Below are 24150 nucleotides of genomic sequence, written 5' to 3'. Positions count from 1 at the left end.
CGGCTCAGGCGCCTCGGTCGGCGCCTCGCGGGTGGGGGTGCGCGCGGGCGGGGTCGGCGTCGGTGCGGCGGCCGTTGGGCCAGCGGCGATGTCGAACTCCACCGGCACGCCCTCCGGCGGCGGCTCCTCGAACTGCTTGGTCGATTGCACGCCGACAAGCACGGCGAACATGACAAGCACGTGCAGCGCGCCCGAGAAGAGAACGCCCTTCCGGAGCTGGTCCTCGCCTGCTGGGTCGTCGTCGCGCGGCATCGTCTGGCCCGCTTTCGCTCCGGTCAGCGACCCTGCGGCCGCGCCGGCTGCCCAGGTGCCGGCTGCCCAGGTGCCGGCTGCCCAGGTGCCGGCTGCCCAGGTGCCGGCTGCCCAGGTAACGGCTGGGCTGGCGCCACCTGGCCAGGCCGGGCGGCCGGCGCCGGGGCCGTCGTCGCCTGGTCCATCTGCAGCGCGACGCGCGTGAAGCCGCCCTGCTGGATGGCCGACAGCGTCTCGGCGATGCGGCCGTAATTCGCCGCACGGTCGCCGCGCACGAAGACGCGCGCCTCCTCGCGCCCGCGGGTGGCGGCGATCGCCTGCAGGCGGGGGATCAGGTCCGCCATCTCGATCGGCGTCTCCTGCAGGATGATGCCGCCATCGGCCCGCACCGACACGACCAGCGGCTCATCGGGGTTCGAGATCGGGTTGGCCGAGGTCCGCGGCAGGTCGACCTGCACGCCGACTGTCAGCAGGGGTGCGGCGACCATGAAGATGATCAGCAGCACCAGCATGACGTCGACCAGCGGTGTGACGTTGATCTCGGCCAGCGGCTTGTAGCGCGCGCGGCGCCCTCTTCCGTTGCCGATCATGCCCCCTGCCATGGCGCTAGCCCCGCTCCTCGGTCTGGCGCGACAGGATCGCGCCGAACTCTCCGGCAAAGCCCTCGAGCCGGGAGGCGAAGCGGGCCAGGTCGGTCGAGATCTTGTTGTAGGCGAGCACGGCCGGGATCGCCGCGATCAGCCCGATGGCGGTTGCGAACAGCGCCTCGGCGATGCCGGGGGCGACGACGGTGAGGTTGGTGTTCTTCATCGCCGCGATCGCGGTGAAGGAGTTCATGATGCCCCAGACCGTGCCGAACAGCCCGATGAAGGGTGCCGCCGAGCCGACGGAGGCGAGGAACACCATCCACTTCTCCAGCCGCTCCATCTCGCGCTGGACGGTGATGACCATCGCCCGCTCGACCCGCTCGCGGATCGCCGCGCGCGAGCCTTCCGAGGCGCTGACCAGCTTGGCGGCGGAGCGATTCCACTCGCGCATCGCGGCCGAGAACACCGCCTCCATCGGGTGGCGCGGGTTCTCGCCTGCCTCGCGGTAGAGATCCTCGAGGTTGACGCCCGACCAGAACCGGTCCTCGAAGGCAGCGGCGCGGGCGTTGGCGCGCTTCAGCGTGACGGTCTTGTCGAAGATGATCGCCCACACCCAGACGCTCGCGAACAGGAGCCCGATCATCACGGTTTTCACCACGATGTCGGCCATCAGGAACAGGCTCCACAGCGAGAGGCTCGCGATCGGATCTCCCGCTAGCCCTGCCGCATCAACCGCACGGTCCATGTCGTCCCTTCCGCCTTCCCCTAAGTCTCACCCAGCACGGGCAGCAGCGCCCGAAGGCCAGCCGGGATGCGCGCCGGCCGCATGTCGGCCAGCCTGACGCACACCAGATCGACGGCGAGCGACGCGATCGCCTGCACGCCACCCGTCCCGGACTTTTCCACCCCTTGCGCGAGCGCGAGCGAGGCGCCGCCGAGCTTGACCGGCCGCGTGGTCACGATCAGCGAATCGTCGAGCAACGCGGGGCGGTGATACTCGACCACGACACGCTTGACGACAAAGATCAGGCCCTCGCGGGCGATCAATTGCTGGTGGGGGAGGCCAAGATCACGCAGGTATTCGGTCCGCGCCCGCTCGGCGAAGCGGAGATACGAGGCGTGGTAGACGACGCCCCCCGCATCCGTGTCCTCGAAGTACACGCGCAGCGGGAAGCGATGTGCTTGCTGTTCCACCGCTATTCAGGCCCGGAATCGCGCAGCAGGTCGGGCTGGAGCCCGGCCGGGGGAGCCAACCCGAGATGCCGCCAGCCTGGTTCTCCCAGCATCCGGCCGCGCGGGGTGCGCAGCACCAGCCCCTCCTGGATCAGGTAGGGCTCCACCACGTCCTCGAGGCTGTCGCGCGCCTCGGCCAACGCGGCCGCCAGCGTCTCGACGCCGACCGGCCCGCCGCCATGACGCTCGGCGATCAGCCTGAGATAGCGGCGGTCCATCGCATCGAGGCCGCGGGCATCGACCTCGAGCCGCGTCAGCGCCGCGTCCGCCGCCGCACGGTCGACCCGCACGGTGCCGGCGACGGTGGTGAAGTCGCGCACCCGCCGCAGCAGGCGGCCGGCGATGCGCGGCGTGCCGCGGGATCGCCGCGCGATCTCCTCTGCCCCATCCTGCGCGAGGTCGAGGTCGAGCAGTGCGGCACCGCGGCGGACGATCGCGAGAAGCTCCTCCGCCGTATAGAACATCAGCCTGAGCGGAATGCCGAACCGGTCACGCAGCGGCGTCGAGACGAGGCCGGAACGTGTCGTCGCCCCCACGAGCGTGAAGGGCGGCAGGTCGATGCGCACCGAGCGCGCCGCCGGCCCCTCGCCGATGATGAGGTCGAGCCGGAAATCCTCCATCGCGGGGTACAGCACCTCCTCGATCGCCGGCTGGAGGCGGTGGATCTCGTCGATGAACAGCACGTCGCGCGGCTGCAGGTTCGTCAGGATCGCCGCGAGATCTCCGCTGCGCTGGATGACCGGCCCCGAGGTGGCGCGGAAGCCGACGCCGAGTTCACGCGCGACGATCTGCGCGAGCGTGGTTTTCCCGAGGCCCGGCGGGCCGTGCAGCAGCACATGATCAAGCGCCTCGCCGCGCGCGCGGGCGGCTTCCACGAACACCGCGAGATTGGCCTTGGCCTGCGCCTGGCCGATGAATTCGGCCAAGCGCGTCGGGCGCAGCGCCGCCTCGCCGAGATCGTCGCCGCGCTGGCCAGGGTCAGTGATTCGGGGGTCGGTGATGCGGTCCTGCATGCCTCAGGCTTTCGCGAGCGCACGCAGCGCGTCGGTCAACACCGCCTCGACCGTCGCCGCCTCGCCGCGCGCGGCGCGCGCTGCGGTGACCACGGGCTCTGCTTCGGCACGGCGATAGCCGAGATTGGCGAGTGCCGAGAGAACATCAGCCAGCAGCGGATCGGACGGCGGTGCGGGAACGCCAGCCGTGACGGGGGCGAAGGGAACGGCCTCGGCGAAGCCCGCCTTGTCCTTCAGCTCCGTCACCAGCCGCGCGGCAAGCCGCGGGCCGACGCCAGGGGCGCGCGACAGAACGGCACGATCGCCGCCCGCGATCGCCGCCGCGAGTTGGCCGGGCGAGAGCGTGCCGAGCAGCGCGAGTGCCACCTTCGCGCCAACGCCCTGCACCGTCAGCAGCGTGCGGAAGGCGGCACGCTCGGCCACATCGATGAAGCCGTAGAGGGTGATCGCATCCTCGCGCACCATGGTCTCGACCAGCAGGCTGCACGCCGATCCTGGCGGCGGCAGGGCAGCGAGTGTTCGTGCCGAGACCGACACGACATAGCCGACGCCACCAACATCGATCAGCACGCCGTCGCTGCCAGCCGTGTCGAGGCGGCCCGTGAGCTTGCCGATCATCTGGCGAAGGCCGCCATGCGGCGGGCGGTCGCTGCATGGTGGGCGTGGCAGATCGCCACCGCCAGCGCATCGGCCGCATCCGCCCGCGTCGGCGCGGCACCGGGCAGCAGCATGCGCACCATCGCCTGCACCTGCTGCTTCGCCGCGTGCCCTTGGCCGACCACGGCGCGCTTCACAGCCGTCGCCTGATATTCCGCCACCGGAATGCCGATCAGCGCCGGTGCCAGCAGCACCACGCCGCGCGCCTGGCCGAGCTTCAGCGTCGACAGCGGGTTGCGGTTCACGAAGGTCTCCTCCACGGCTGCCTCGTCAGGCACCCACTGCGCGAGCAGGGCAGCGAGCGCGCCGTGCAGATGCGCGAGGCGTCGCGCGAGCGGTTCTGACGCATCCGTCTCGACGAACCCGTCGGCGACGTGGCGCAGGTGGTTGCCCTCGGCCTCGATCACGCCCCAGCCCGTGGTGCCGAGGCCAGGATCGAAGCCCATGACGCGCATCGCATTCAGGCCGAGAGCTTCGCGAGAACGGCGTCTGACACCTCGAAATTGGCGAACACCGTCTGCACGTCGTCATGGTCCTCGAGCGCGTCGAGCAGCTTGAGCACCGAGGCCGCCTGCTCCTCATCCACGCTCGCGGTCGTCGCCGGCCGCCATTCGCGCCTGGCCTCCTCCGGCTCGCCGAAGCGGGACGCGAGGGCGGATTGCACGGCGAACAGGTCATCGGCGGCGCACGTCACCTCGTGGCCGCCCTCGCCGCTCTCGACATTCTCGGCCCCTGCCTCGATCGCCGCCTCCAGCATCGCCTCGGTGTCACCAGCCGCGGCGGGATAGCGGATGACGCCGAGCCGGTTGAACATGAAGGCGACCGAGTTGGTCTCCCCCATCGCCCCGCCATGCTTGGAGAAAAGGGTGCGCAGGTCAGACGCCGTGCGGTTGAGGTTGTCGGTCAACGCCTCGACGATGACGGCGACGCCGCCGGGGCCATAGCCCTCGTAGCGGCGGGCGACATAGTCAGCCCCGCCTGCCTCGCCCGAGGCCTTCTTGATCGCGCGCTCGATCGTATCCCGCGTCATGTTCGCCTGGCGGGCGGCGACCAGCGCCGCGCGCAGCCGCGGGTTCGCGTTCGCGTCCGGCGAGCCGTTGCGGACCGAGACGGTGATCTCGCGGATGATCTTGGCGAACATCCGCGCCCGCTTGGCGTCCTGCGCGCCCTTGCGGTGCATGATGTTCTTGAATTGCGAGTGGCCGGCCATCCCGCCGCCCTCCTGCCCATCTTTGCGGCGCTGCTGTCGAGTCGCCCGTGTCGCGGTGGACGGGGCTTGTAGCAGGCAGGGGGAAGCGCAGGCTAGGAGGGGGGGCTAGGAGGGGGCTATGAGGCGCCGGAGGCCCTGACCACCGGCGCCCACACCTGGCTCTCGCGCGCCACGAAGGCGGCCAGCGCCTCCGGCGTGTAGTCGCCCAAGGGGGCCATCCCCAGCGTCGCCAGCCTGTCGGCCACCGCCTTCTCGGCCAGCGCCTCGCGCACCACGCGGTTGATCCGCGTCGCGATGTCAGGCGAGAGGCCGGCCGGGCCGGCGAGCAGGAACCAGTTCGTCGCCACCACGTCGGGCAGGCCCTGTTCGCGCACCGTCGGGATGTCGGGGAAAGACGCAAGCCGCTCCGGCGAGGTGACGGCGAGCGCGCGAAGCTGCCCCGCCTGCACGTTCCCCGCATGGGCGCCGAGCGTGTTCCAGAGCGAGGTGGTGGTGCCGGAGAGAACGCTCGTCTCCGCCTCCGAGGCACCGCGATAGGGCACGTGCAGCAGCTGCACACCGGCGGCGAGGCTGTACATCACCCCCGCGAGATGCCCGACCGAGCCTGTGCCGGACGAGCCGAAGCTGATGTCCTCCGGCTTCGCCTTCGCCGCCGCGGTGTACTCGGCGAGCGTGCGGATGGGACTGCGCGCGCCGACGGCGGCGAGGATGGGCGCGCCGCCGAACATGGCGATGTAGGTGAAGCTCGTCGCAGGCTTGTAGGGCAGGTTCGGAAACAGCGTCTCGGCGATCGCCAGCGGCCCGGTGTTGGAGACGAGCAGCGTGTGCCCATCCGGCGGCTGCGTGGCCACGAACCCGGTGCCGACTGCCCCGCCCGCCCCTGGCCTGGGCTCGATCACGAAGGGCTGGCCGAAGGCACGCTCGAGCGCAGGCGCACAGAGGCGCATGACGATGTCCGACGTGCCCCCTGGCGGATAGGGGTTGATGACGCGCACCGGCCGATTCGGCCAGGCCTGCGCGCGCGAGACCGAGGGCGCGGCAACGAGCGGGGCGAGGAGGGAGGCGGAGAGAAGGGCGCGGCGGCGCATGCGTGGTTGCTCCGGGTTTGTGCAGGCCCTGCCCGCGCGCACGCCAGATCGCTGCGCATCGGTGGCCTGCGTCGGTAATGCGGAGGGATAAAGCAAGCTGCGTGCCGGGTGCTTGGGCTCACCGCTTGACCCACCAAAATCCTTGTATGCAGAATGATGCATTCACGAGATCGCGAGGCGCACGCCCCCGGCTCGGGACAAGACGGCGAGGGCGCACACGCCCCGCAACGGGATGGAAACACGGCCAGGCGAAACCACAGCCGGCCCCGAGGAGAAAGCCATGGCACGCACGCTGCCCCCAAGGACGCTATCCGTCAGCCGCCGGACCGCGCTGACCGCCGGGATCGGCGCGTCGCTCGCCATCGTCACGCGCCCGGCGCGCGCGCAGGTCCAGTACCGCCTCACCCACCCGGCCGACACGTCGCACCCGGTGCACATCGAGGCCGAGAAGATGGTCCAGCGCATCGCCGAGCGGACGAACGGCGAGGTGCGGTTCACCATCTTCCCCAACAACGCGCTGGGTTCGCCGGTCGAGACGGCGCAGCAGACGCGGCTGGGCGCGATCGACTTCATCCTGCTGAACCCGGCCAACATCGAGTCGATGTCGCGCACCATCGGCGTCATCAACATCCCCTACCAGTTCGACAGCTACGACCATGCGCACCGCACGCTCGACCGCACGGGGCGTGACTGGATCTCCCAGCAGCTGCGCACCGCGGGCTTCCAGTGGATCGCCAATTTCGAGTGGGGCTTCCGCGCCCTGTCCAACAGCCGCCGCCCAGTGAACACGCCGGCCGACGTGCAGGGCCTCAAGATCCGCGTGCCGCCCGAGCTCGCCATCAAGGCGGCGTTCGAGGCGCTCGGCGCAAGCACGCAGACCGTCGCCTTCCAGGAAGTGTATCTCGCACTCGCCAACAAGACGGTGGACGGGCAGGACAACCCCGTCGCCACCACCTTCGCCGCGAAGTTCTTCGAGGTGCAGAGCCACATCGCGCTGACGCGGCACATCTACGCCTCCATCATGTTCGCCGGGAACCCGCGCGCCTGGGGCCGCATGAACGATGCCCAGCGCGCCATCGTCACCGAGGAAGCGACGGTGGCGGGTGCGGCCGCGCGACGCGGCGTGCAGGAGAAGGAGGAGTTCTTCCTCGCCGAGATGCAGAAGGCGAACGTCGCCATCACGCGGCCAGAGGTGGCACCGTTCCGCGACAGGATGGGCCCCGCCTACGAGCAGCTGAAGCGTGCGCTGGGCGACGAGACCTGGAACACCTGGGCCGGGCTCGTCAACGCCGCCCGCGCATCCTGACCACGCGCGACTGCCGGATCGGCGGCAGGGTGCCACACCGCACCCTGTCGCCGTACGCGCCCGCGCCGAGGCAGTAGGGGCCCGGGATGTTCATCGCCGCGATCCTGCTCGCCCTCTGCGCGCTCATCCTGCTCGGCGCGCCGATTGCGGTGGCGCTCGCCAGCGTCGCCATCGGCACGATGTGGATCGCCGTCGGACCAGAGCTCCTCGTCATCTTCATCCAGCGCCTCTATGCGGGCACCACGTCGTTCCCGCTGCTCGCCATTCCCTTCTTCATCCTCGCCGGCAACCTGATGAACACGGGGGGGATGACGCACCGCATCTTCGACGTCGCACACCTGATGATCGGCCGCGTGCGCGGCGGGCTCGGCCACGTGAACGTTCTCGCCAGCATGCTGTTCGCCGGCATGTCGGGCTCCGCCGTCGCCGATGCGGCGGGGCTTGGCGTGGTCGAGATCAAGGCGATGAAGGAGGCGGGCTACACGGCGCGGTTCGCGGCGACGCTGACGGCGGTCTCCTCCACCATCGGGCCGATCATTCCGCCGAGCATCCCCTTCGTCATCTACGGCAGCCTGGCGAACGTCTCGGTCGGCGCGCTGTTCCTCGCCGGAATCGTGCCTGGCGTTCTGATGGGTGCCGGGCTGATGGCGGTGGTCGCTGTCGTCGCGAGGCGCCAGAACCTGCCGATGGGTAGCGCGCGGCCGCCATTCCCGATCGCCGCGCGCATCGTCACCGCGGCGCTGCCGGCGCTTGCCCTGCCGCCGCTCGTGCTGGGCGGGATCCTCGGCGGCCTCTTCACGCCGACGGAGGCCGCCGTGGTGTCGGCGGCCTATGCGCTGCTGCTCGGCACCCTCTGGTATCGCGAGCTCTCGCTCGCCGAGGTTCCCGACATCCTCTGGGAGTCCTGCCGCCAGACCGCGCAGGTGATGTTCATCATCGCCGCCGCAGCCCCCTTCGGCTGGGTGCTGATCCAGCAGCAGATCCCGAACGCGATGCTCGCCGCCATGCTCGGCATCTCGCGCGAGCCGTGGATCGTGCTGCTGATCATCAACGTGGCGCTGCTCGTGCTCGGCATGTTCATCGAGGGCATCGCGATCCTGATCATCGCCTTCCCTGTTCTGCTGCCGATCGTGACGGCGATCGGCGTCGATCCGGTTCATTTCGGCGTCATCATCGTGCTGAACCTGATGATCGGGCTGGTGACGCCGCCGGTCGGCCTCTGCCTCTACGTCGTCTCGTCGGTCAGCAAGGTGTCGATGGCCGAGATCTCGGCCGAGATCTGGCCCTACCTGCTGGCGCTCATCGCCGTGCTCGGCGTCATCACCTATGTGCCCGAGCTTTCGCTGTGGCTGCCGAACGCGCTCGGCTACGGGGTGGTGCGCTGATGGGTGCGGTTCGCGCGCTCGACCACCTGGTGGGGCAGCTGTGCAAGTGGGGCGCGGTCACCTGCCTCTCGGGCCTGTTCGTGCTGCTGCTCGTCGCCGTGATCGTGCGCATGGTGCCGGCGCTCAGCTTCTCGGGCTATGACGAGATCGTCGAACTGCTGTTCGCCTGGATGGTCTTCCTCGGCGCGCTCGCCCTCTGGCGCGAGGGTACCCTCTACCGCGTGACCGTGATCGAGACGGCTCTGCCGCTGGCGACGCGGCGCATGGTGAGGGTGTTCACGCGCGCGTTGATGCTCATGGTGGCGCTTGTGATGGCGGTGATGGGCCACGCCTTCGTGCGGGATGCCGGCGAGATCACGCCCTTCCTCGGCCTCGACAAGACCTACTGGTACGTTGCCGTCCCGCTGACCGGGGCGATCATGTCGGTCTACGCTATCGCCGGGCTGTGGCGCGCGCTGCGCGGCATCGAGGACGAGGCGGGCGGCGGCACGATCATCGGCTGACACGTTGGAAAGGGAGAACGAGATGGCAGGACGTCTCGAGGGCAAGGTCGCCGTCATCACCGGTGGCGCGGGCGGCATCGGCTCTGCCACCGGGCAGCTCTTCGCCGAGGAGGGTGCGCGCATCGTGCTGGTTGACCGTGACACGGCAGCGCTGGCCGATGTCGCGGCACGGATCGCTGCTGCGGTGCCGGGGGCCGCTCTCGTGACGCTGGTCGAGGATATGGGCGAGGAGGCTGCATCGCGGCGCATCGTCGAGGCAACGATCGGCGCGTTCGGGCGGATCGATGTGCTCGTGAACAATGCCGGCATCCGCGCCTACGAACCCCTCGCCGTGGCACGGACGGAGACGTGGGAGAGCATCCTCCGCGTGAACCTGCTGAGCTATGCCTTGCTGACGCGCGAGGCGATCGACCATCTCCGCGCATCTGGGCGCGGGTCGGTCGTCAACATCTCCTCGACGCACGCGGTGAACCCGCGCGCCGGCATGGGGCAGTATGACGTGGCCAAGGCGGGCATCATCTCGATGACGAAGACGCTCGCCTTCGAGGAAGCCAGGCACGGCATCCGCGCCAACGCCGTCTGCCCCGGACTGACGTTGACGCCGTTCCACGTCCGCCGTGCCGCTGAGGCGGGCCGCTCGCGGCAGGACCTCGACGACGAGGCGAAAGGCGGGTGCCTGGCCGGCCGCTGGGCCGATCCGCGCGAGATCGCGTATCCGATCCTGTGGCTTGCCTCCGACGAGGCGTCATACGTGACGGCGACCGCGATCATGGTCGATGGGGGTCGTTTCGTGACCTGAGTGCATCGCCGTAGGCTTGGCGGGCCCCGTCGCGACCCGACAGGCAGGGCGGTGACCACGCTCTGGCGCCTGCCTGCGCGCGTGGTCGCCGCAATGCTGGCGCGGGGCGAGGTCACGGCAAGCGACGCAATGCCGTGGTGCTCCGGCGCTTCGACGATGCGCGGCGGGAAGCGCGCGGCCAGCATCGCGGCCCGCCGTTCGGCCTGGCCGGCCTGATCATCGACATTCGAATTCGCCGTGCTGCCCGAAAGCCCTATCCAGACAGTGGCCGACCTCCGCGCTTGGAGGAGGGGCGATGCTGAAACCGGAAAACCGAGTTCTCGATCAACCACTTGTGCGACGCGCTGCGCAACGGCTTCGAGCTGACCATTCGCCGCGACAGGCAAATGCCCCTCGACGACATTTCAACGACCTGGTCCGAGCTCATCGCCCACACCCTGCGGGATGTGGATCCGCGCATTCCTCTTCGACGTCCCCGGAAGCGGGATGCGCGGTGGTCCGCGGCTCGACATGCTCTTCCAGGTCTGGTTCAACACCGGGGATCCGAGGGCGGCTTCGGCGTGCCGTTGCTGATGCGCAAAATCCCGGCTGCCGGGCGCATGCCGCTCGCGATCTGGAACGAGTTGCAGGAAGCAGCGCGGATGCTGAATGTCGCCACGCCAGCTGGCCGCCTCATGCTGTTCGGCGACGGCGCGGACTTCGACTGGGGCGCCTAGCATGATCCGCCACAGCGGATCACGGTCTAGGGGTAGTCGCAGCGCTGCGCGATCACGCTCACGAAGCCGCGCAGATCGGCCTCTGTCACCAGGAACCGGTGCTCGTTGGCGCCGCGGACGACCGAGAAGGTCAGCGGCAACTGGCCCGCGGTCTCCGTCCTGCCGCCGCCAGGCTGGATCGCCACCATCGTCACCGGCGCGGCCGGGTCGAACCAGCCCTGCGGTGCCCCGTCGGCGGTGCGCGCCGGCTGGCCCTCTCCGGTCACCACGATCGCGCCGGCAAACGACACCGACGTCTGGCCGGCGCGCGCCACCGGCGTGGGCAGCTGGAACCGCCGCGTCTCCTGGCCAGGATCGCATTTCGTCCCGTCCGTCGCGTTGCGCAGAACAAGCCGGAGCCGGTCCGGCGCAAGCCCCTCGCCCAGCCGCTCCTGCACCTGGGCGAACAACTCGCGCGCGGTTCCCGTCGGCACGTCGCGGGCGTAGCGCGTCTCCCACTCGCGAACGCGTCCCTCCGCCTGCTGGCGGAGCGCTTCGGTCTGGGCGAGCTGCTGCTGCAGGGCAGCGATCGCGCGGCGCTGCTGGTCGATGTCGCGGCGGAGCCCGTCGGTCTCGATCTGGGCCAGGCGGCTGCCGGATTCGTAGGCGAGCGTCCCCAGCAGCACGAGGCCACCCAGGACCGCGAGCACCGTCACGATCCGCGCGCGTTTGCGCCTCCGCTCGGCGCGGCGTGCATCGCGGAAACCAAGGCTCATCGGTTCCTGTCGTCCCCTACCCACACCCGGTTGAACAGGTTTAGCACCTCATGCGACACCCGGCACCTCACCCGGCCGGCATCGTGGGGGCCAGCCCGCCGCCCTGGCGCAGCGCCTCCACACGCCGGGCGAGGCCTGTCGCGTCGTCGGTCTCGATGAACACGCCGCACACCGCGGCATCACCCTCGGCCGGCGCGAGGCGCTCGCCCGGCACCTTCTTCCAGAAGCGCAGCGCGGCATTGCCCTTCTGCATGCCGATCACGCTGTCATAGTCGCCGCACATGCCCGCATCGGTCTGATAGGCCGTGCCGCCGGGCATGATGCGCGCATCCGCGCTCGGCACATGCGTGTGGGTGCCGACGATCAGGCTCACCGCCCCGTCGAAGCTCGCGGCGTAGGATTGCTTCTCCGAACTCGCCTCGGCGTGGATGTCGATGATCGCGGCATCCACCGTCCGCCCCAGCGCGTGGCCCGCCAGCAGCGCGCGGGTGGCCTGGAACGGGCAGTCGAGCGCGTCCATGAACAATCGCCCCATCACGTTCGCCACCAGCACCTTCCGCTGCCCGACCGTGAACACGCCCGCCCCGCGACCTGGCGTGCCGGAGGGGTAGTTCAGCGGGCGGAGCAGCCGCGCCTCTCCCTCGATGTAGGGAATGATCTCGCGCCGGTCCCACGCATGGTTGCCGAGGGTCAGCACATCCGCGCCGGCGGCGAACAGCGCGCGGGCGATCTCGGGCGTCAGCCCGAAGCCGTGCGAGGCGTTCTCGGCATTCACCACCACGAGGTCGAGCGCCAGCGTGCGGCGAAGGCCGGGCAACGCCGCAATCACCCCATCGCGACCGGATCGGCCGACAACATCGCCGAGGAAAAGCAATCTCATCGCGTCCCCACCACCCCGGCCTCCGTCGCGATGGCATCCAACGGCGCGTCGTGGGCCGTGACAGGAACGCGGGATTGGCGCTGTGCCGCATAGGCGATGCCGAGAGCACGCAAGGGGCGCGTGGCGCGGAGTGCGGCGAGCGTGCGGTCGTAATACCCAGCGCCATGGCCGATGCGACCGCCCGCCTCATCGAAGGCGACGAGGGGAACGAGCAGCCAGTCAGGCACGATGGGGCCTGCATCCGCCAACGGGTGGCGTGTGCCGAACGAGCCCTCCGCGAGCCTGTCGCCGAAGCAGAAGCGGCGGAAGGTGAGCGCTGTCCCGCGTGGGCCTGTCACAGGGAGGGCGAGCACATGGCCGCGCCCGGCAAGGGCGAGCATCAGCGGCCGCGGGTCAATCTCGTCCTTCAGCGGCCAGTAGCCGGCGACCACAGCACCCGGCGGCGGCGCGTAATGGGCGAGCGCGTGGCCCGCAAGCCGCACGCCCCAGCGAGGCTCTCCCGTCGCTCGGGCGGCGAGGCCGCGGGCCCTCGCCTCCCGCTTGGCAGCGGTGATGAGGGCCGTCTCTGTCAGCGGATCGGAGGTGTCGTGCATGACGTGGTGTGCGGAGCCGCCCTGGCCGTTGGCGTGTTCATCCTCCCAAGGCCTGCTCTACGCAGGTGGGCGCCGTGTGCTACGGCCACGACCGCAGCAGGAACAGCTCCCTATGGGAAGACATTGGCCCCGGGGATGACGTGCCTGACGCACCGGGCAGCCCCACGGATGAACCTAGGCCTGCGCGAGCCGCGTGGCAACGCCTTCGAGCCGCCGCGCCAGTCCGATCAGCGCATCGGCCGCCGCCGCCTCGTCGGCCGCTGGCCTGGCGGCTGCGGCGGGCGCCGGGGCGCCATCGCGGCGAAGGTCGGAGAGTTCGTCGGCCAGCATGATGCCGGCCATCACGAGAAGCCGCGCCTCGCCGAGATTGCCAACCTGCGCCTTGATCGAGTTCACGCGCTTGTCGAGCTCGGCGCCGAGGGCCTGGAGATTCTCCTCCTGCCCATCGGGGCAGCCGAGCGTGTAGGGATAGCCATTGATCTTGAGGACAACCTGGGCCACGCGCTCATGAACCTCCGTGCGTCACTCGACCTCGAGAACCGATTGCAGCCGCGCGATCACGGTATCGAGCCGGCGGGCCGCCTCTGCCATCGCGAGGGCGGCGGCATCGGTGGCAGGATCGGTGTCGGGTGCGTCCTCGCGCTCGGCGGCGCGATGGGCAAGGGCGTCGGCCACGTCCTCGAGCCGCGAGACGGCGATCTCGAGCGCCGAGGCGGCATCGGCGAGGGTCGGGGCGGCAATGGCATCCGGCATGGGCATCATCCGTGTGCAGGGACTCGGGCGTTTCGACGTGCAGGCTAGACATCCGGGCCGTGAAGGGCAATCGAGCCGGTCGTGATGGCGCTTCCCCCCGATCTGCCACCAGCTGTGATCGTGCGTGGCCTCGGCGATGCCCGAGCCGTGCTCGCGGCAGCGTCAGGCAAGCCCGTTCTGCTGCTCTCCCCGCCCGAGGCGCGGCGGCTCGGGCCTGCCTGGTGGGTCGCGATGCTGGCCGAGGCCGGCGCCGGGATGCCGGCGAACGCGTTCGATTGCGGCGGCGAGGCGGGAACGGCGCAGGCAGCGCTCGCCGCCGGTGCTGGCGGAATCGTGTTCACCGGCAACGCCGCGCTCGCGGCAAGGCTCGCCTCCATCGCCGCGCGCCAGGGAGCGCTTTTCCTCGGCAGGGCCCCGCCGGCGCTCGACATGGGCGCCTATGGCGCGATCCGGCGCCTGCCAGGCCTGTTTCTGGCCCCGGAGTGACTTTTTGGCGGGTTTCGTCTACGCAACCGCGCCACAGCACGACACAGACCGAAGACGGAGACGAGCCCCATGCGCATCACCCGCCGCGTCAAGGAGATCCTCTCGCACTACGAGAGCGACAATCCAGGCACCAAGACCAACCTCGCCCGCATCCTGATGGAGGGAAAGCTCGGCGGCACGGGCAAGCTCGTCATCCTGCCGGTCGACCAGGGGTTCGAGCACGGCCCGGCGCGCAGCTTCGCGCCGAACCCGGCCGGCTATGACCCGCACTACCATTTCCAGCTCGCCATCGATGCCGGGCTCTCGGCCTATGCCGCACCGCTCGGCATGATCGAGGCGGGTGCCGGCACCTTCGCCGGCGCGATCCCGACCATCCTGAAGGTGAACAGCTCCAACAGCCTGTCCACCATCAAGGACCAGGCCGTCACCGGCAGCGTCGGCGATGCGCTGCGGCTGGGCTGTGCCGCCATCGGCTTCACCATCTACCCGGGCTCGGAAGAGCAGTTCGGCATGATGGAGGAGCTGCGCGAGCTCGCCGAGGAGGCCAAGAGCGTCGGCCTCGCCGTCGTCGTCTGGTCGTATCCGCGCGGGCCGATGCTCGACAAGGTCGGCGAGACGGCTTTCGACATCTGCGCCTATGCCGCGCACATGGCGGCGCTGATGGGCGCGCACATCATCAAGGTGAAGCCGCCGATGGAGCCGCTGTCGCTCGACGCGGCGAAGAAGGTCTACGAGAAGGAGAAGATCGACGGCACGACGATGGCCAAGCGCGTCGAGCATGTCGTGCAGTCGTGCTTCGCGGGCAAGCGCATCGTGGTGTTCTCGGGCGGTGAATCGAAGGACCTCGACGGCATCTACGCCGAGACGCGCGCGATCCGCGATGGCGGCGCCAACGGCTCGATCATCGGCCGCAACACGTTCCAGCGGCCGCGCGAGAAGGCGCTCGAGATGCTCGGCAAGATCATCGAGATCTACCAGGGCAAGTTCTGAGCTTGGCCGCCAAGGACAAGCCTCGCGTCCATGAGGGGCGGCAGGAGAAGTCCTGCCGCCTCTATCTCATCACGCCGCCTGCAATCGACGTTCCGACCTTCCGCGACACGCTCGCCCGCGCCCTCGATGCGGGCGATGTCGCTGCCGTGCAGCTTCGCCTCAAGGGCGTTGACGACGACACGATCCGCCGCGCGGCCGAGGTGCTGCGTGTGGTCGCGCAGGACCGTGGCGTCGCGTTCCTGATGAACGACCGTGCCGACCTCGCGGTCGAGACGGGCTGCGACGGTGCGCATGTCGGACGCGAGGATGGCTCCCTCGAAGCCGCGCGCAGGCTGCTCGGTCCTGACCTGACGCTGGGAGCCACCTGCCATGACAGCCGCCATTTCGCGATGGAAGCGGCGGAGGCGGGGGCCGACTATGTCGCCTTCGGCGCCTTCTTCCCCACCGGCACGAAGGACACGAAACACCGCCCGGAGCCTGAAATCCTGACGCTCTGGTCGGAGGTGACGGAGATCCCCTGTGTCGCGATCGGCGGCATCACTGCGGCGAACTGCGGCCCGCTCGTGCGGGCGGGAGCGGATTTCATCGCCGTCGTCTCCGCGGTGTGGAACCACGCTGGCGGGCCCGCGGAAGGTGTTCGCGCGATGAACGCCGCGATCGCCGCCGCGGAGGAGGACGCGTGATGCCGCGCGGGCCGGCGATCTGCCTGCTCGCGCTCTCCCTCGCCACGCCCGCCTTCGCGCAGACGCTGCGCGACGATGCCTCGGGCATCAGCATCACCGCACCACCTGGCTACACGGCGACACCCTCGCCGCCAGGCGGCACGCCGCGGCCGGTGTTCGACCTGCGCACGCCGCGCGACACCGACACGGGCTGCCGCATCGCCGTCGAGGGCGCTTCTGCGACCGCATCGCTCACGCAGGCCGAGATCAACGCCCGGAACGCGTCGCCGGAGCACACGGCGACGGTCGCCGCCACCTACGGGACTGTCTACGACATTCGCGTGGTCGAGCCGGTGACGCACCAGGGCATCACCGGCATCGCCATGATCGGCGATCTCAAGCCCCGGCCAGCAATGCCGCCACGGGCGCAGGACGTGCGTTCCCTGCTCGTGATCCTCGAGACGCCGCGGCTGCGCGTCTCGCTCGGCTGCGTCGGCGAGAAGGCCGATTTCGCGAGCCGCCTCGCGGGGTTCGAGGCAGTGCTCAAGGGCCTTGCGATCCCCTGATCGTTACCCGGCCAGCACGCCCCGCACGGCGGCCAGCGCATCCTCGGCCTTCGCCGCATCCGGCCCGCCGGCCTGGGCCATGTCCGGACGCCCGCCGCCCCCCTTGCCGCCGACTGCCGCCGACGCTGCCTGCACGAGCGTGACGGCGGAGAAACGACCCACCAGGTCCTCCGACACCGAGACGACGATCGAGGCCTTGCCCTCCATCGGCGACACGAGGGCGACGACACCAGAGCCCATGCCCTTCCTGATCTCGTCGGCCAGCCCCTTCAGGTCACGCGCCGGCACCTCGACGACGCGGCCGGCGAAGTTCACGCCGCCGATCTCCTCGACCGCAAGGGCTGCCCCGGCACCGCCCGTCGCGAGTTTCTTGCGCAAGTCCGACACCTCGCGCTCGAGCCTGCGGCGCTCCTCGACCAGCGCCTCGATCCGCGCCGGCACCTCGGCCGCCGGCGCCTTCAGCGCAGCAGCGGCCAGTGCGAGGTTCTTCTCCGTCTCGCCGATATGGGCCAGTGCTGCAGCACCCGTGACCGCCTCGACGCGGCGCACACCCGCACTCACCGCCGCTTCGCCGACGATCTTGAACAGGCCGATATCGCCCGTCGCGCGCACATGGGTGCCGCCGCAGAGCTCGACCGAATAGGTGCCCGCACGCTCCGTCGCCTCAGGCGCCGCGCCCATCGAGACGACGCGCACCTCATCGCCGTATTTCTCGCCGAACAGCGCCATCGCACCCTGCTTCACCGCCTCCTCGGGCGTCATCAGCCGCGTGACCACGGGCGCGTTCTCGCGCACCCGCGCGTTCACCTCAGCCTCGACCCAGGCGATGTCGGCAGCCTCCATCGGCTTGGGGTGGCTCACGTCGAACCTGAGACGTTCGGGTGCCACGAGCGAACCCTTCTGCGCGACATGCGTGCCGAGGCGGCGCCGCAGCGCCTCGTGCAGCAGGTGCGTGGCGGAGTGGTGCGCGCGGATCGCTGACCGCCGCGTGGCATCGACCGTCGTGACGACCGCGTCGCCCGACTTCAGCACGCCCTGCGTCACCGTGCCGAGATGGACGAAGAGATCACCCAGCTTCTTCTGCGTGTCGCGGATGGTGACGATCAGCCCGTCGCCGGTGGTGATCGTTCCGCCATCGCCCACCTGCCCGCCGCTCTCGCCGTAGAACGGCGTCTGGTTCAGGATCACGGCGACCTCGTCGCCGCCGCGGGCCTCGGGCACCGTTGTGCCGTTCACCACGATCGCCCGCACCTCGCCCTCGGCCGCTTCCGCCGTGTAGCCGAGGAACTCGGTCGCCCCCGCCTTCTCGCGGAGGTCGAACCACACGGCCTCGGTCGCCGCCTCGCCTGAACCTGCCCAGGCGGCACGGGCGCGCGCGCGCTGTTCCTCCATCGCCGCCTGGAACCCAGCGACGTCGACCGCACGCTTCTCGGCCTTCAGCGCATCCTGCGTGAGATCGAGCGGGAAGCCGAACGTGTCATAGAGCTTGAACGCCACAGCGCCCGGCAGCGCCTCCTCCAGGCCAAGCCTCGCGGACTCCTCGGCGAGCAGGTGCAGGCCCCGCTCGAGCATCGCGCGGAAGCGGGTTTCCTCCGTCCGCAGCGTCTCGGTGATCAGCGCCTCGGCGCGGCCAAGCTCGGGGTACGCCACGCCCATCTGTCGGATCAGCGCCGGAACGAGACGCCACAGCAACGGCTCGCTCGCCCCCATCATGTGCGCATGCCGCATCGCCCGCCGCATGATCCGGCGCAGCACGTAGCCGCGCCCCTCGTTCGACGGCAGCACGCCATCGGCGACGAGGAAGCAGGAGGAGCGGAGGTGGTCGGCGACCACGCGGTGGCTGGTGCGGAAAGGCCCGTCGGGGTCTGTGCGCGTTGCTTCGGCGGAGGCGAGGATCAGCGCGCGCAGCGTATCGGTGTCGTAGTTGTCGTGGCGGCCCTGCAGGATCGCGGCGAGCCGCTCGAGCCCCATGCCGGTGTCGATCGAGGGCTTGGGCAGCGACACGCGGCGGCCATCGGGCAGCGCCTCGAACTGCATGAAGACGAGGTTCCAGATCTCGATGAACCTGTCGCCATCGGCATCGTCGCTGCCAGGCGGGCCGCCGGCGATGGCGGGGCCATGGTCATAGAAGATTTCCGAGCACGGGCCGCAGGGGCCGGTATCGCCCATCGCCCAGAAATTGTCGGAGGTGGCGATGCGGATGATCCGCTCCTCCGGCAACCCGGCGATCTTCTTCCAGAGTGCGGCGGCATCATCGTCCTCGTGGTAGACGGTGACGAGCAGCTTCTCCGCGGCGAGCCCATAGTCCTTCGTGATCAGCTCCCAGGCGAGCCCGATGGCGCGTTCCTTGAAGTAGTCGCCGAAGGAGAAGTTCCCCAGCATCTCGAAGAAAGTGTGGTGGCGGGCGGTGAAGCCGACGTTCTCGAGGTCATTGTGCTTGCCGCCGGCGCGCACGCATTTCTGCGAGGTCGCTGCCCGCTGGTAGGGGCGATGTTCGAGCCCGGTGAAGACGTTCTTGAACTGCACCATGCCGGCATTGGTGAACATCAGCGTCGGGTCGTTGCGCGGCACGAGGGGGGAACTGTCCACGACCTGGTGTTCGTTGCGCGCGAAGAAGTCGAGGAAGGTGGCGCGGATGTCGTTGGAGGAGGGCATGGGTCTACCGGGTTCTGTTGCTGGCCGAACTTCGGCCTGTCTCTCGCCCCGTATCTAGCCGCAGGGAGCCGGTTTTCCTAGGGACCCAACGCGTCGCCGAACCTAGGCCTCAAACCGCGCTGCGTATGCTCCCGCGAGCGAATCAACGAATTCGTCCCATCGAAGGCCCGATCCCTTCTTGGGCAGGTCGATACGAATCGTCGCTGTATCTGGCTCGTAGACAACGACTGCGATGCCTTCAAGTAGGTGGGCTGCTTCCGCCTCACTCTTCCGTCCACCGGCACGAATAAGGCGGTCAATCGCGCGCTCAATTAAGTGGACTGTGGACTTCCGTCCACTTGGGGCGATAGGTGGCTTTTCCGGTTCCGTCGTTGCCTCAGTTGCCTCGTCATCGACTTCGTGGCCGTCCGCTTGAGCAGCCTCTTTTTGTTCGGCCTTCTCGGCCGCCGTCGATCCCGTCTCTTCATAAGTCGGTATGACGAGGACCCCACCGACAACTGCAAACGGAAACTTCAGGTGGATGTTTACTGCGAATGTTCGAATGTCACCGAAGCGATTCCAGATTGCCCGACCTACTGCCAGGTTTATTGGCTTGAGCTCTACAGCAAGCCTAAGGCCGTCAAGCTTATGGCTTTCGGATACGTCAGCATTAGCAGTACGAAGTCCACCTGCGACCTTCTGCTCATCGGTAACGAGCTTGTCCTTTAGCGTGGGGACTTTAGCGACAAGTTCGTCGGCGAGAGCGCGCGCGAGGGCGTTGGATAATCTGATCTGCGCCGCCTTTTTTGGTCCCTTCGCAAGAGTGCTCTGCTGGCGGATGTAGGCACTCACTCCGGCTACGTAATCTTGGATTCCAACTGGCGAAAGATTTGCAAGACGATCAATCTCGGTAAGGCCGGTTGGCTCGGCTGGCGCCTTCGCTTTCTTGTTTTTCTTCGCGCTCATCCGCGTATTTTCGGAAGCGCTTGTTCGCGTTGGGCACGGACTGTCACCGAAGGGAGCACTGGCTCACGCCGATGAACTTCAACTTTGGCAGTCAGCCACCCGAGCGATGCCAACCGCTCATCCATCATATTCACATAGCGCGGCTCAACATCGACGCTGATGCTATTGCGGCCTGTTTCCAGTGCAGCTAGCGCGGTAGTTCCGGTGCCACCAAACGGATCAACAACAATATCGCTAGCAAAACTGAACATCCGAATTAATCGCCGAGGTATCTCGATCGGATACGGTGCGGGATGGTCGCGCCGCAGTTGGCCTGTTACGTCCGTCCAAACGGGCGTGAACCAACGCATATAATCCTCTGTTTCAATCCGCGATAAGCGCTCCATCTCGCGGGTAGGCTTTCTGTAACCACCTGGTTTACGGAAGAATAGGATGTGTTCTATATCATTTTTTACTACTCCATTGGGCAAATTTGGCTTCCCAAGAAACCGGGACGAACGAGACGCCTCAAGCTTTATGTTTGCCACCTTTTGCCAACGGATAGGGGTTAGGTTGTCGAAGCCGATCTTCCGCGCGCGCACTTGAAGGTCACCAGAGAGCGGCAGAACGTGATGGCGGCCACCTTGACGTCGGGAAATGCAAACATCGCCAACCACACAGGCGACGCGTCCGCCGGGGACGAGAACTCGAAGACATTCCGCCCAGACCGCATCCATCTCATCTAAAAATTTCTCATACGACGCAATGTTGCCAAGTTGACCTGTATGGTCGGGATACTGAATTAACGAAGCGTATGGTGGACTTGTACAAACTAGATGCACACTCTCGGTGGCAATGAATGACAAATCCCGCGCATCACCCTCATATATGCTGTGGTTTGTGTTCATCGGGGAAGCTCTTGGCACTCTCCCCGTTGGATCAGTCTGAACGCCTCTCGATCGTCTATTGCCTGCCATCCGCCTACTCCGCCGCCTCGGCGTCCTCGCCGCCCGCGACCATCAGGCTTTCGGCCACCTTGCCGCCCTGGCCGCGGATGCGTTCCTCGATCGCCGCCGCCACGGCCGGGTTGGCCTTGAGGAACGCCTTGGCGTTCTCGCGCCCCTGGCCGATGCGCTGGCTGTCGAAGCTGAACCAGGCACCCGATTTCTCGACGATGCCCGCCTTCACGCCGAGATCGACCAGCTCGCCGATCTTGGAGATGCCCTCGCCATAGGTGATGTCGAACTCCACTTGCCGGAACGGCGGGGCCATCTTGTTCTTGACCACCTTCACGCGCGTCTGGTTGCCGACCACTTCCTCGCGGTCCTTGATCGCGCCGATCCGGCGGATCTCCAGCCGGATCGAGGCGTAGAACTTCAGCGCGTTGCCGCCCGTCGTCGTCTCCGGGTTGCCGAACATCACGCCGATCTTGAGGCGGATCTGGTTGAGGAAGATCAGGATCGTCTTCGACCGCGAGACCGAGCCGGTGAGCTTGCGCAGCGCCTGGCTCATCAGCCGCGCGTGCAGGCCGACATGGCTGTCGCCCATCTCGCCCTCAAGCTCGGCGCGGGGCACCAGGGCCGCGACGCTGTCGACCACCAGAACGTCAACCGCGCCCGAGCGCACGAGCGTATCGGCGATCTCGAGCGCCTGCTCGCCGCTGTCGGGCTGGCTGATCAGCAGGTTGTCGACATCGCAGCCGAGCTTGCGGGCATAGATGGGGTCAAGCGCATGCTCGGCGTCGATGAAGGCGCAGGTGCCGCCCAGCTTCTGCGCCTCGGCCACCGCATGCAGGGCGAGCGTGGTCTTGCCCGAGCTCTCGGGCCCGTAGATCTCGATGATGCGCCCGCGCGGCAGGCCGCCGATGCCGAGGGCGAGGTCAAGCCCGAGAGAGCCTGTCGGCACCACCTCGATCGGCTCCTGGTGGTCCTTCCCGCCCATGCGCATGACCGAGCCCTTGCCGAAGGCGCGTTCGATCTGCTGCAGGGCCTGGTCGAGCGCCTTGTTCTTGTCCATGGGGGCTGGCCTCTCTTCCGGTCATGTCGGCGCCAGGGTGGTGTGCCCAGGCTCGTCTCGGTGGGTGCATACCATACGATGAGACGAGTCGTACCACGTTGCCCGTGGCCGCCCGCCCCATCGATGTTCGCTGTTCGTTCCTAGCCTGTCGCAGGCCGGAGGGAAAGCGATTCCAGCTTGATCCACCGCAATGCAAGCCGTGCCGCGCCGCGATGTGATGCGTGCCACGGGGCCCGCTCTCCCCTGGGCCCCACCGATAGCGCAACGCTGCGGGACTCCCCGCCGTGGCGGCGCGGCAGAAGACGCTGCCACTCGGGCTCGCCCACGAGGCGAGCCCGTTCTTTTTTGAAAAAGGGTGGCTCGCCCACAGGGCGAGCCCGTTCTTTTTGAACAAGGCGGCTCGCCCACAAGGCGAGCCCGTTCTTTTTGGGGTCCCCCTTCCCTCGGCGCGGCGGAGGCAGGCACCATCACCACCCAGACGGGGACGGGGGCACGCGCGGATGAGCGAGGCGGTGGCGGCGGCACTTCTCGCGGCGCGGCGAGGGTTGCTCGACTTTTCGACGCGCAACCGGCTGCTCTCCCTGCCACGCCCCGGCCGCAGCACGGGCGTCGTCCACCTGACCGGTGAGCGGGCGGAGGCGCTGTTCCGCCTCCTGGTCACCGAACGGAAGCCGATGGGCTTCGCCCCCTCCGTCAGCGCCGACCCTGCGACTGAGCCCGCGGCCGACGCGAAGCCGAAGCGCCGCCGCCCCGTCGCCGCCGTCGGCGCCACGCCGCCTGACCCGGATGATGCCGTCCTCTCCGTCGCCCTCGCCGAGGAGGCCCTGTCGCGGCTGCTGACAAGGCTCGAACGCGATGCCCGCAGCGTGCGCGAGGAGCAGGGCATCAACATCCTGTCCGCCGCTCTCGGCCAGCTCGTCTGGCGCGACCCGAAGGCGCCGGAGACCGAGCGTCGCGCGCCGCTCGTGATGGTGCCAGCCACGCTTGCGCGCGGCACCGCACGCGCGCCCTTCCGCATCGCGTGGGACGAGGGCGAGGTCGGCGGCAACCTCACCCTCGCCGCGATGCTGGCCGATCAGTTCCGCATCACGCTTCCGCCCTTCCCCGAACTCGATGAGCGTGACGAGGGCGCCTGGGCCACGCTGTCGGCCTGGCTCGATGCGGTGGCCGCCGCCGTCGCGGGAACGCCAGGCTTCGCGGTGGAGCGTGATGCCATCGCTGTCGGCCTCTTCTCCTTCGCAAAGTTCCTGATGTACCGCGACCTCGACCCAGAGGCCTGGCCGGAACCCTGGCGGCCTGACCGCCACGCCCTGCTCGCCGCACTCGCCGGTGCCACGCCGCCGCCCGCCGGCGAGACGTTCCCCGACGATGCCGAGATCGATGCGCTCATCCCGGTCGAGCGGCTCGACTTCGTTCTCGACAGCGACGGCAGCCAGACGCTCGCCGCCGAAGCCGTGCGGCGCCGCACCTCCCTCGTCATCCAGGGGCCGCCGGGCACGGGCAAGAGCCAGGTGATCACCAACCTGATCGCCCAGGCGGTGCTCGACGGGAAAACCGTGCTGTTCATCGCCGAGAAGCTTGCCGCCCTCGAAGTGGTGCAGCGGCGGCTTGCCGGCATCGGGCTTGGCTCTGCCTGCCTCGCGCTGCACAGCGACACGGCCAACCGCCGCGCGCTCGTCGCCGAGCTCGACACCACGCTGAAGGCCCCGCGCACGGCACCACCGGATCGCAGCGCGCTCATCAAGCAGCTCGGGTCGTTGCGGGGTCGGCTGAACCGCCACGCGGCCGCGATGCATCAGGCGATCGGCGAGACGGGGTGGACCGCCTTCCGCGCGATCGGCGAGGCGGCACGGCTGAAGGCGGCCGGGGTCGCTGCACCCGACATCGCGCTGCAAGCGGCGGGGTGGACGGCAGACCAGATCGCCGCCGCGACGCGGTTGGTGCGCGAGATGGCAGCGACCATCCGCCGCATTGGATCGCCGGCGGACCATCCCTGGCGCGGCGTCGGCGCCACCGCCCTGCCGCCCAGCGAGGGGGAGCGCATCGCCCGGCGCCTGCCCGATGCGATGCGCGCCGTCGCTGCCCTCGCCGCCCTCGGCCCAGCCACGCTGGGTGCGGCGG

General features: G+C 68.9%; 28 protein-coding genes, 1 other RNA gene and 1 pseudogene. 11 read left to right on the top strand and 19 right to left on the bottom strand.

What is annotated here, in order from left to right; genetic code table 11:
* From Q0C38_RS21595 to Q0C38_RS21555, 9 genes and pseudogenes are all read right to left on the bottom strand, one after another.
* Positions 1-252, bottom strand: a pseudogene (locus Q0C38_RS21595) (hypothetical protein); the annotation flags it as partial.
* A 23-nt stretch (positions 253-275) separates the two neighbouring features.
* Positions 276-854: a biopolymer transporter ExbD gene (locus tag Q0C38_RS21590; RefSeq protein ID WP_291299205.1), complete on the bottom strand. Its 579-nt coding sequence runs from the start codon at positions 852-854 to the stop codon at positions 276-278.
* Between the two features lie 4 nt (positions 855-858).
* The gene (tolQ, locus tag Q0C38_RS21585) at positions 859-1584 is read right to left on the bottom strand and encodes a protein TolQ (RefSeq protein WP_291299204.1); all 726 of its coding nucleotides are present in this window, start codon (positions 1582-1584) and stop codon (positions 859-861) included.
* Between the two features lie 20 nt (positions 1585-1604).
* Complete coding sequence (gene ybgC / locus Q0C38_RS21580; protein WP_291299203.1) at positions 1605-2033, bottom strand: tol-pal system-associated acyl-CoA thioesterase; 429 nt, start codon at positions 2031-2033, stop codon at positions 1605-1607.
* A gap of 2 nt (positions 2034-2035) precedes the next feature.
* Entirely contained in the window at positions 2036-3085 is a 1050-nt protein-coding gene (gene ruvB, locus Q0C38_RS21575; protein ID WP_291299202.1) for a Holliday junction branch migration DNA helicase RuvB, read from the bottom strand.
* A 3-nt stretch (positions 3086-3088) separates the two neighbouring features.
* The gene (gene ruvA, locus Q0C38_RS21570) at positions 3089-3703 is read right to left on the bottom strand and encodes a Holliday junction branch migration protein RuvA (protein WP_291299201.1); all 615 of its coding nucleotides are present in this window, start codon (positions 3701-3703) and stop codon (positions 3089-3091) included.
* A complete protein-coding gene (ruvC, locus tag Q0C38_RS21565; RefSeq protein ID WP_291299200.1) occupies positions 3700-4197 on the bottom strand; it encodes a crossover junction endodeoxyribonuclease RuvC in 498 nt (165 codons plus the stop codon). The genes ruvA and ruvC overlap by 4 nt, the downstream gene beginning before the upstream one ends.
* A 5-nt stretch (positions 4198-4202) precedes the next feature.
* The gene (locus Q0C38_RS21560) at positions 4203-4952 is read right to left on the bottom strand and encodes a YebC/PmpR family DNA-binding transcriptional regulator (protein ID WP_291299199.1); all 750 of its coding nucleotides are present in this window, start codon (positions 4950-4952) and stop codon (positions 4203-4205) included.
* Between the two features lie 116 nt (positions 4953-5068).
* Positions 5069-6040 carry a tripartite tricarboxylate transporter substrate binding protein gene (locus Q0C38_RS21555; protein WP_291299198.1) on the bottom strand — a complete coding sequence of 324 codons (972 nt, stop codon included), beginning with the start codon at positions 6038-6040 and terminating at the stop codon, positions 5069-5071.
* Positions 6041-6320: 280 nt separating this feature from the next.
* On the opposite strand from Q0C38_RS21555, the gene Q0C38_RS21550 reads away from it, so the two are divergent.
* From Q0C38_RS21550 to Q0C38_RS21525, 6 genes are all read left to right on the top strand, one after another.
* Complete coding sequence (locus tag Q0C38_RS21550) at positions 6321-7346, top strand: TRAP transporter substrate-binding protein (RefSeq protein WP_291299197.1); 1026 nt, start codon at positions 6321-6323, stop codon at positions 7344-7346.
* 86 nt (positions 7347-7432) lie between these two features.
* Positions 7433-8731: a TRAP transporter large permease gene (locus Q0C38_RS21545; RefSeq protein WP_291299196.1), complete on the top strand. Its 1299-nt coding sequence runs from the start codon at positions 7433-7435 to the stop codon at positions 8729-8731.
* Positions 8731-9234 (top strand): TRAP transporter small permease, encoded by a 504-nt coding sequence (locus Q0C38_RS21540; RefSeq protein WP_291299195.1) that lies wholly within the window; start codon positions 8731-8733, stop codon positions 9232-9234. The genes Q0C38_RS21545 and Q0C38_RS21540 overlap by 1 nt, the downstream gene beginning before the upstream one ends.
* A 22-nt stretch (positions 9235-9256) precedes the next feature.
* The gene (locus Q0C38_RS21535) at positions 9257-10033 is read left to right on the top strand and encodes an SDR family NAD(P)-dependent oxidoreductase (protein WP_291299194.1); all 777 of its coding nucleotides are present in this window, start codon (positions 9257-9259) and stop codon (positions 10031-10033) included.
* Between the two features lie 51 nt (positions 10034-10084).
* Complete coding sequence (locus Q0C38_RS21530; protein WP_291299193.1) at positions 10085-10249, top strand: hypothetical protein; 165 nt, start codon at positions 10085-10087, stop codon at positions 10247-10249.
* 116 nt (positions 10250-10365) lie between these two features.
* Complete coding sequence (locus Q0C38_RS21525; protein WP_291299192.1) at positions 10366-10749, top strand: hypothetical protein; 384 nt, start codon at positions 10366-10368, stop codon at positions 10747-10749.
* Positions 10750-10775: 26 nt separating this feature from the next.
* Here Q0C38_RS21525 and Q0C38_RS21520 read toward each other — a convergent pair whose 3' ends face one another.
* The 6 genes from Q0C38_RS21520 to Q0C38_RS21495 form a co-directional block, all read right to left on the bottom strand.
* The gene (locus Q0C38_RS21520) at positions 10776-11504 is read right to left on the bottom strand and encodes a hypothetical protein (RefSeq protein WP_291299191.1); all 729 of its coding nucleotides are present in this window, start codon (positions 11502-11504) and stop codon (positions 10776-10778) included.
* 67 nt (positions 11505-11571) lie between these two features.
* The gene (locus tag Q0C38_RS21515; protein ID WP_291299190.1) at positions 11572-12384 is read right to left on the bottom strand and encodes a TIGR00282 family metallophosphoesterase; all 813 of its coding nucleotides are present in this window, start codon (positions 12382-12384) and stop codon (positions 11572-11574) included.
* Positions 12381-12977, bottom strand: coding sequence for a 5-formyltetrahydrofolate cyclo-ligase (locus tag Q0C38_RS21510; RefSeq protein WP_291299189.1), 597 nt, complete (start codon positions 12975-12977; stop codon positions 12381-12383). Before Q0C38_RS21510 ends, Q0C38_RS21515 begins: the two co-directional genes overlap by 4 nt.
* A 9-nt stretch (positions 12978-12986) precedes the next feature.
* Positions 12987-13143, bottom strand: a non-coding RNA gene (gene ssrS, locus Q0C38_RS21505) — 6S RNA.
* A gap of 8 nt (positions 13144-13151) precedes the next feature.
* Positions 13152-13478, bottom strand: coding sequence for a cell division protein ZapA (locus Q0C38_RS21500; protein WP_291299188.1), 327 nt, complete (start codon positions 13476-13478; stop codon positions 13152-13154).
* A gap of 21 nt (positions 13479-13499) precedes the next feature.
* Positions 13500-13730: a hypothetical protein gene (locus Q0C38_RS21495; protein WP_291299187.1), complete on the bottom strand. Its 231-nt coding sequence runs from the start codon at positions 13728-13730 to the stop codon at positions 13500-13502.
* Positions 13731-13814: 84 nt separating this feature from the next.
* On the opposite strand from Q0C38_RS21495, the gene Q0C38_RS21490 reads away from it, so the two are divergent.
* From Q0C38_RS21490 to Q0C38_RS21475, 4 genes are all read left to right on the top strand, one after another.
* Positions 13815-14216: a hypothetical protein gene (locus Q0C38_RS21490; protein WP_291299186.1), complete on the top strand. Its 402-nt coding sequence runs from the start codon at positions 13815-13817 to the stop codon at positions 14214-14216.
* 69 nt (positions 14217-14285) lie between these two features.
* Positions 14286-15206 carry a class I fructose-bisphosphate aldolase gene (locus Q0C38_RS21485; RefSeq protein ID WP_291299185.1) on the top strand — a complete coding sequence of 307 codons (921 nt, stop codon included), beginning with the start codon at positions 14286-14288 and terminating at the stop codon, positions 15204-15206.
* Between the two features lie 2 nt (positions 15207-15208).
* Positions 15209-15889 (top strand): thiamine phosphate synthase, encoded by a 681-nt coding sequence (gene thiE, locus Q0C38_RS21480; RefSeq protein WP_291299184.1) that lies wholly within the window; start codon positions 15209-15211, stop codon positions 15887-15889.
* Positions 15889-16434, top strand: coding sequence for a hypothetical protein (locus Q0C38_RS21475; protein ID WP_291299183.1), 546 nt, complete (start codon positions 15889-15891; stop codon positions 16432-16434). The genes thiE and Q0C38_RS21475 overlap by 1 nt, the downstream gene beginning before the upstream one ends.
* Before the next feature lie 3 nt (positions 16435-16437).
* Here the strand turns inward: Q0C38_RS21475 and alaS are convergent, their stop codons facing one another.
* The 4 genes from alaS to recA all read right to left on the bottom strand — a co-directional run bounded on the left by alaS (position 16438) and on the right by recA (position 22029).
* Positions 16438-19089 carry an alanine--tRNA ligase gene (gene alaS / locus Q0C38_RS21470; protein ID WP_291299182.1) on the bottom strand — a complete coding sequence of 884 codons (2652 nt, stop codon included), beginning with the start codon at positions 19087-19089 and terminating at the stop codon, positions 16438-16440.
* 102 nt (positions 19090-19191) lie between these two features.
* Complete coding sequence (locus tag Q0C38_RS21465; RefSeq protein ID WP_291299181.1) at positions 19192-20034, bottom strand: hypothetical protein; 843 nt, start codon at positions 20032-20034, stop codon at positions 19192-19194.
* Positions 20031-20921 (bottom strand): site-specific DNA-methyltransferase, encoded by an 891-nt coding sequence (locus tag Q0C38_RS21460; protein ID WP_291299180.1) that lies wholly within the window; start codon positions 20919-20921, stop codon positions 20031-20033. Before Q0C38_RS21460 ends, Q0C38_RS21465 begins: the two co-directional genes overlap by 4 nt.
* 73 nt (positions 20922-20994) lie before the next feature.
* Positions 20995-22029 carry a recombinase RecA gene (gene recA, locus Q0C38_RS21455; RefSeq protein WP_291299179.1) on the bottom strand — a complete coding sequence of 345 codons (1035 nt, stop codon included), beginning with the start codon at positions 22027-22029 and terminating at the stop codon, positions 20995-20997.
* 500 nt (positions 22030-22529) lie between these two features.
* Between recA and Q0C38_RS21450 the strand changes: the two genes are divergently transcribed.
* Positions 22530-24150 (top strand): DUF4011 domain-containing protein (locus Q0C38_RS21450; protein WP_291299178.1); only part of this gene is annotated, 1621 nt, incomplete at its 3' end.

Origin of the sequence: Elioraea sp. (genome assembly GCF_022842375.1) — a bacterium.
Classification (GTDB): Bacteria; Pseudomonadota; Alphaproteobacteria; order Acetobacterales; family Acetobacteraceae; genus Elioraea_A.
Note: the sequence above shows the minus strand (reverse complement) of the source record. Positions and strands in the feature narration are given on the sequence as shown.

Bases quoted from the DNA above. Each gene is read 5' to 3' on its own strand.
- Q0C38_RS21590 (WP_291299205.1), bottom strand. From the start codon at position 854: ATGGCAGGGGGCATGATCGGCAACGGAAGAGGGCGCCGCGCGCGCTAC.
- tolQ (WP_291299204.1), bottom strand. From the start codon at position 1,584: ATGGACCGTGCGGTTGATGCGGCAGGGCTAGCGGGAGATCCGATCGCG.
- ruvB (WP_291299202.1), bottom strand. From the start codon at position 3,085: ATGCAGGACCGCATCACCGACCCCCGAATCACTGACCCTGGCCAGCGC.
- ruvA (WP_291299201.1), bottom strand. From the start codon at position 3,703: ATGATCGGCAAGCTCACGGGCCGCCTCGACACGGCTGGCAGCGACGGC.
- ruvC (WP_291299200.1), bottom strand. From the start codon at position 4,197: ATGCGCGTCATGGGCTTCGATCCTGGCCTCGGCACCACGGGCTGGGGC.
- Q0C38_RS21560 (WP_291299199.1), bottom strand. From the start codon at position 4,952: ATGGCCGGCCACTCGCAATTCAAGAACATCATGCACCGCAAGGGCGCG.
- Q0C38_RS21555 (WP_291299198.1), bottom strand. From the start codon at position 6,040: ATGCGCCGCCGCGCCCTTCTCTCCGCCTCCCTCCTCGCCCCGCTCGTT.
- Q0C38_RS21550 (WP_291299197.1), top strand. From the start codon at position 6,321: ATGGCACGCACGCTGCCCCCAAGGACGCTATCCGTCAGCCGCCGGACC.
- Q0C38_RS21545 (WP_291299196.1), top strand. From the start codon at position 7,433: ATGTTCATCGCCGCGATCCTGCTCGCCCTCTGCGCGCTCATCCTGCTC.
- Q0C38_RS21540 (WP_291299195.1), top strand. From the start codon at position 8,731: ATGGGTGCGGTTCGCGCGCTCGACCACCTGGTGGGGCAGCTGTGCAAG.
- Q0C38_RS21535 (WP_291299194.1), top strand. From the start codon at position 9,257: ATGGCAGGACGTCTCGAGGGCAAGGTCGCCGTCATCACCGGTGGCGCG.
- Q0C38_RS21520 (WP_291299191.1), bottom strand. From the start codon at position 11,504: ATGAGCCTTGGTTTCCGCGATGCACGCCGCGCCGAGCGGAGGCGCAAA.
- Q0C38_RS21515 (WP_291299190.1), bottom strand. From the start codon at position 12,384: ATGAGATTGCTTTTCCTCGGCGATGTTGTCGGCCGATCCGGTCGCGAT.
- Q0C38_RS21510 (WP_291299189.1), bottom strand. From the start codon at position 12,977: ATGCACGACACCTCCGATCCGCTGACAGAGACGGCCCTCATCACCGCT.
- Q0C38_RS21495 (WP_291299187.1), bottom strand. From the start codon at position 13,730: ATGCCGGATGCCATTGCCGCCCCGACCCTCGCCGATGCCGCCTCGGCG.
- Q0C38_RS21490 (WP_291299186.1), top strand. From the start codon at position 13,815: ATGGCGCTTCCCCCCGATCTGCCACCAGCTGTGATCGTGCGTGGCCTC.
- Q0C38_RS21485 (WP_291299185.1), top strand. From the start codon at position 14,286: ATGCGCATCACCCGCCGCGTCAAGGAGATCCTCTCGCACTACGAGAGC.
- Q0C38_RS21475 (WP_291299183.1), top strand. From the start codon at position 15,889: ATGCCGCGCGGGCCGGCGATCTGCCTGCTCGCGCTCTCCCTCGCCACG.
- alaS (WP_291299182.1), bottom strand. From the start codon at position 19,089: ATGCCCTCCTCCAACGACATCCGCGCCACCTTCCTCGACTTCTTCGCG.
- Q0C38_RS21465 (WP_291299181.1), bottom strand. From the start codon at position 20,034: ATGAGCGCGAAGAAAAACAAGAAAGCGAAGGCGCCAGCCGAGCCAACC.
- Q0C38_RS21460 (WP_291299180.1), bottom strand. From the start codon at position 20,921: ATGAACACAAACCACAGCATATATGAGGGTGATGCGCGGGATTTGTCA.
- recA (WP_291299179.1), bottom strand. From the start codon at position 22,029: ATGGACAAGAACAAGGCGCTCGACCAGGCCCTGCAGCAGATCGAACGC.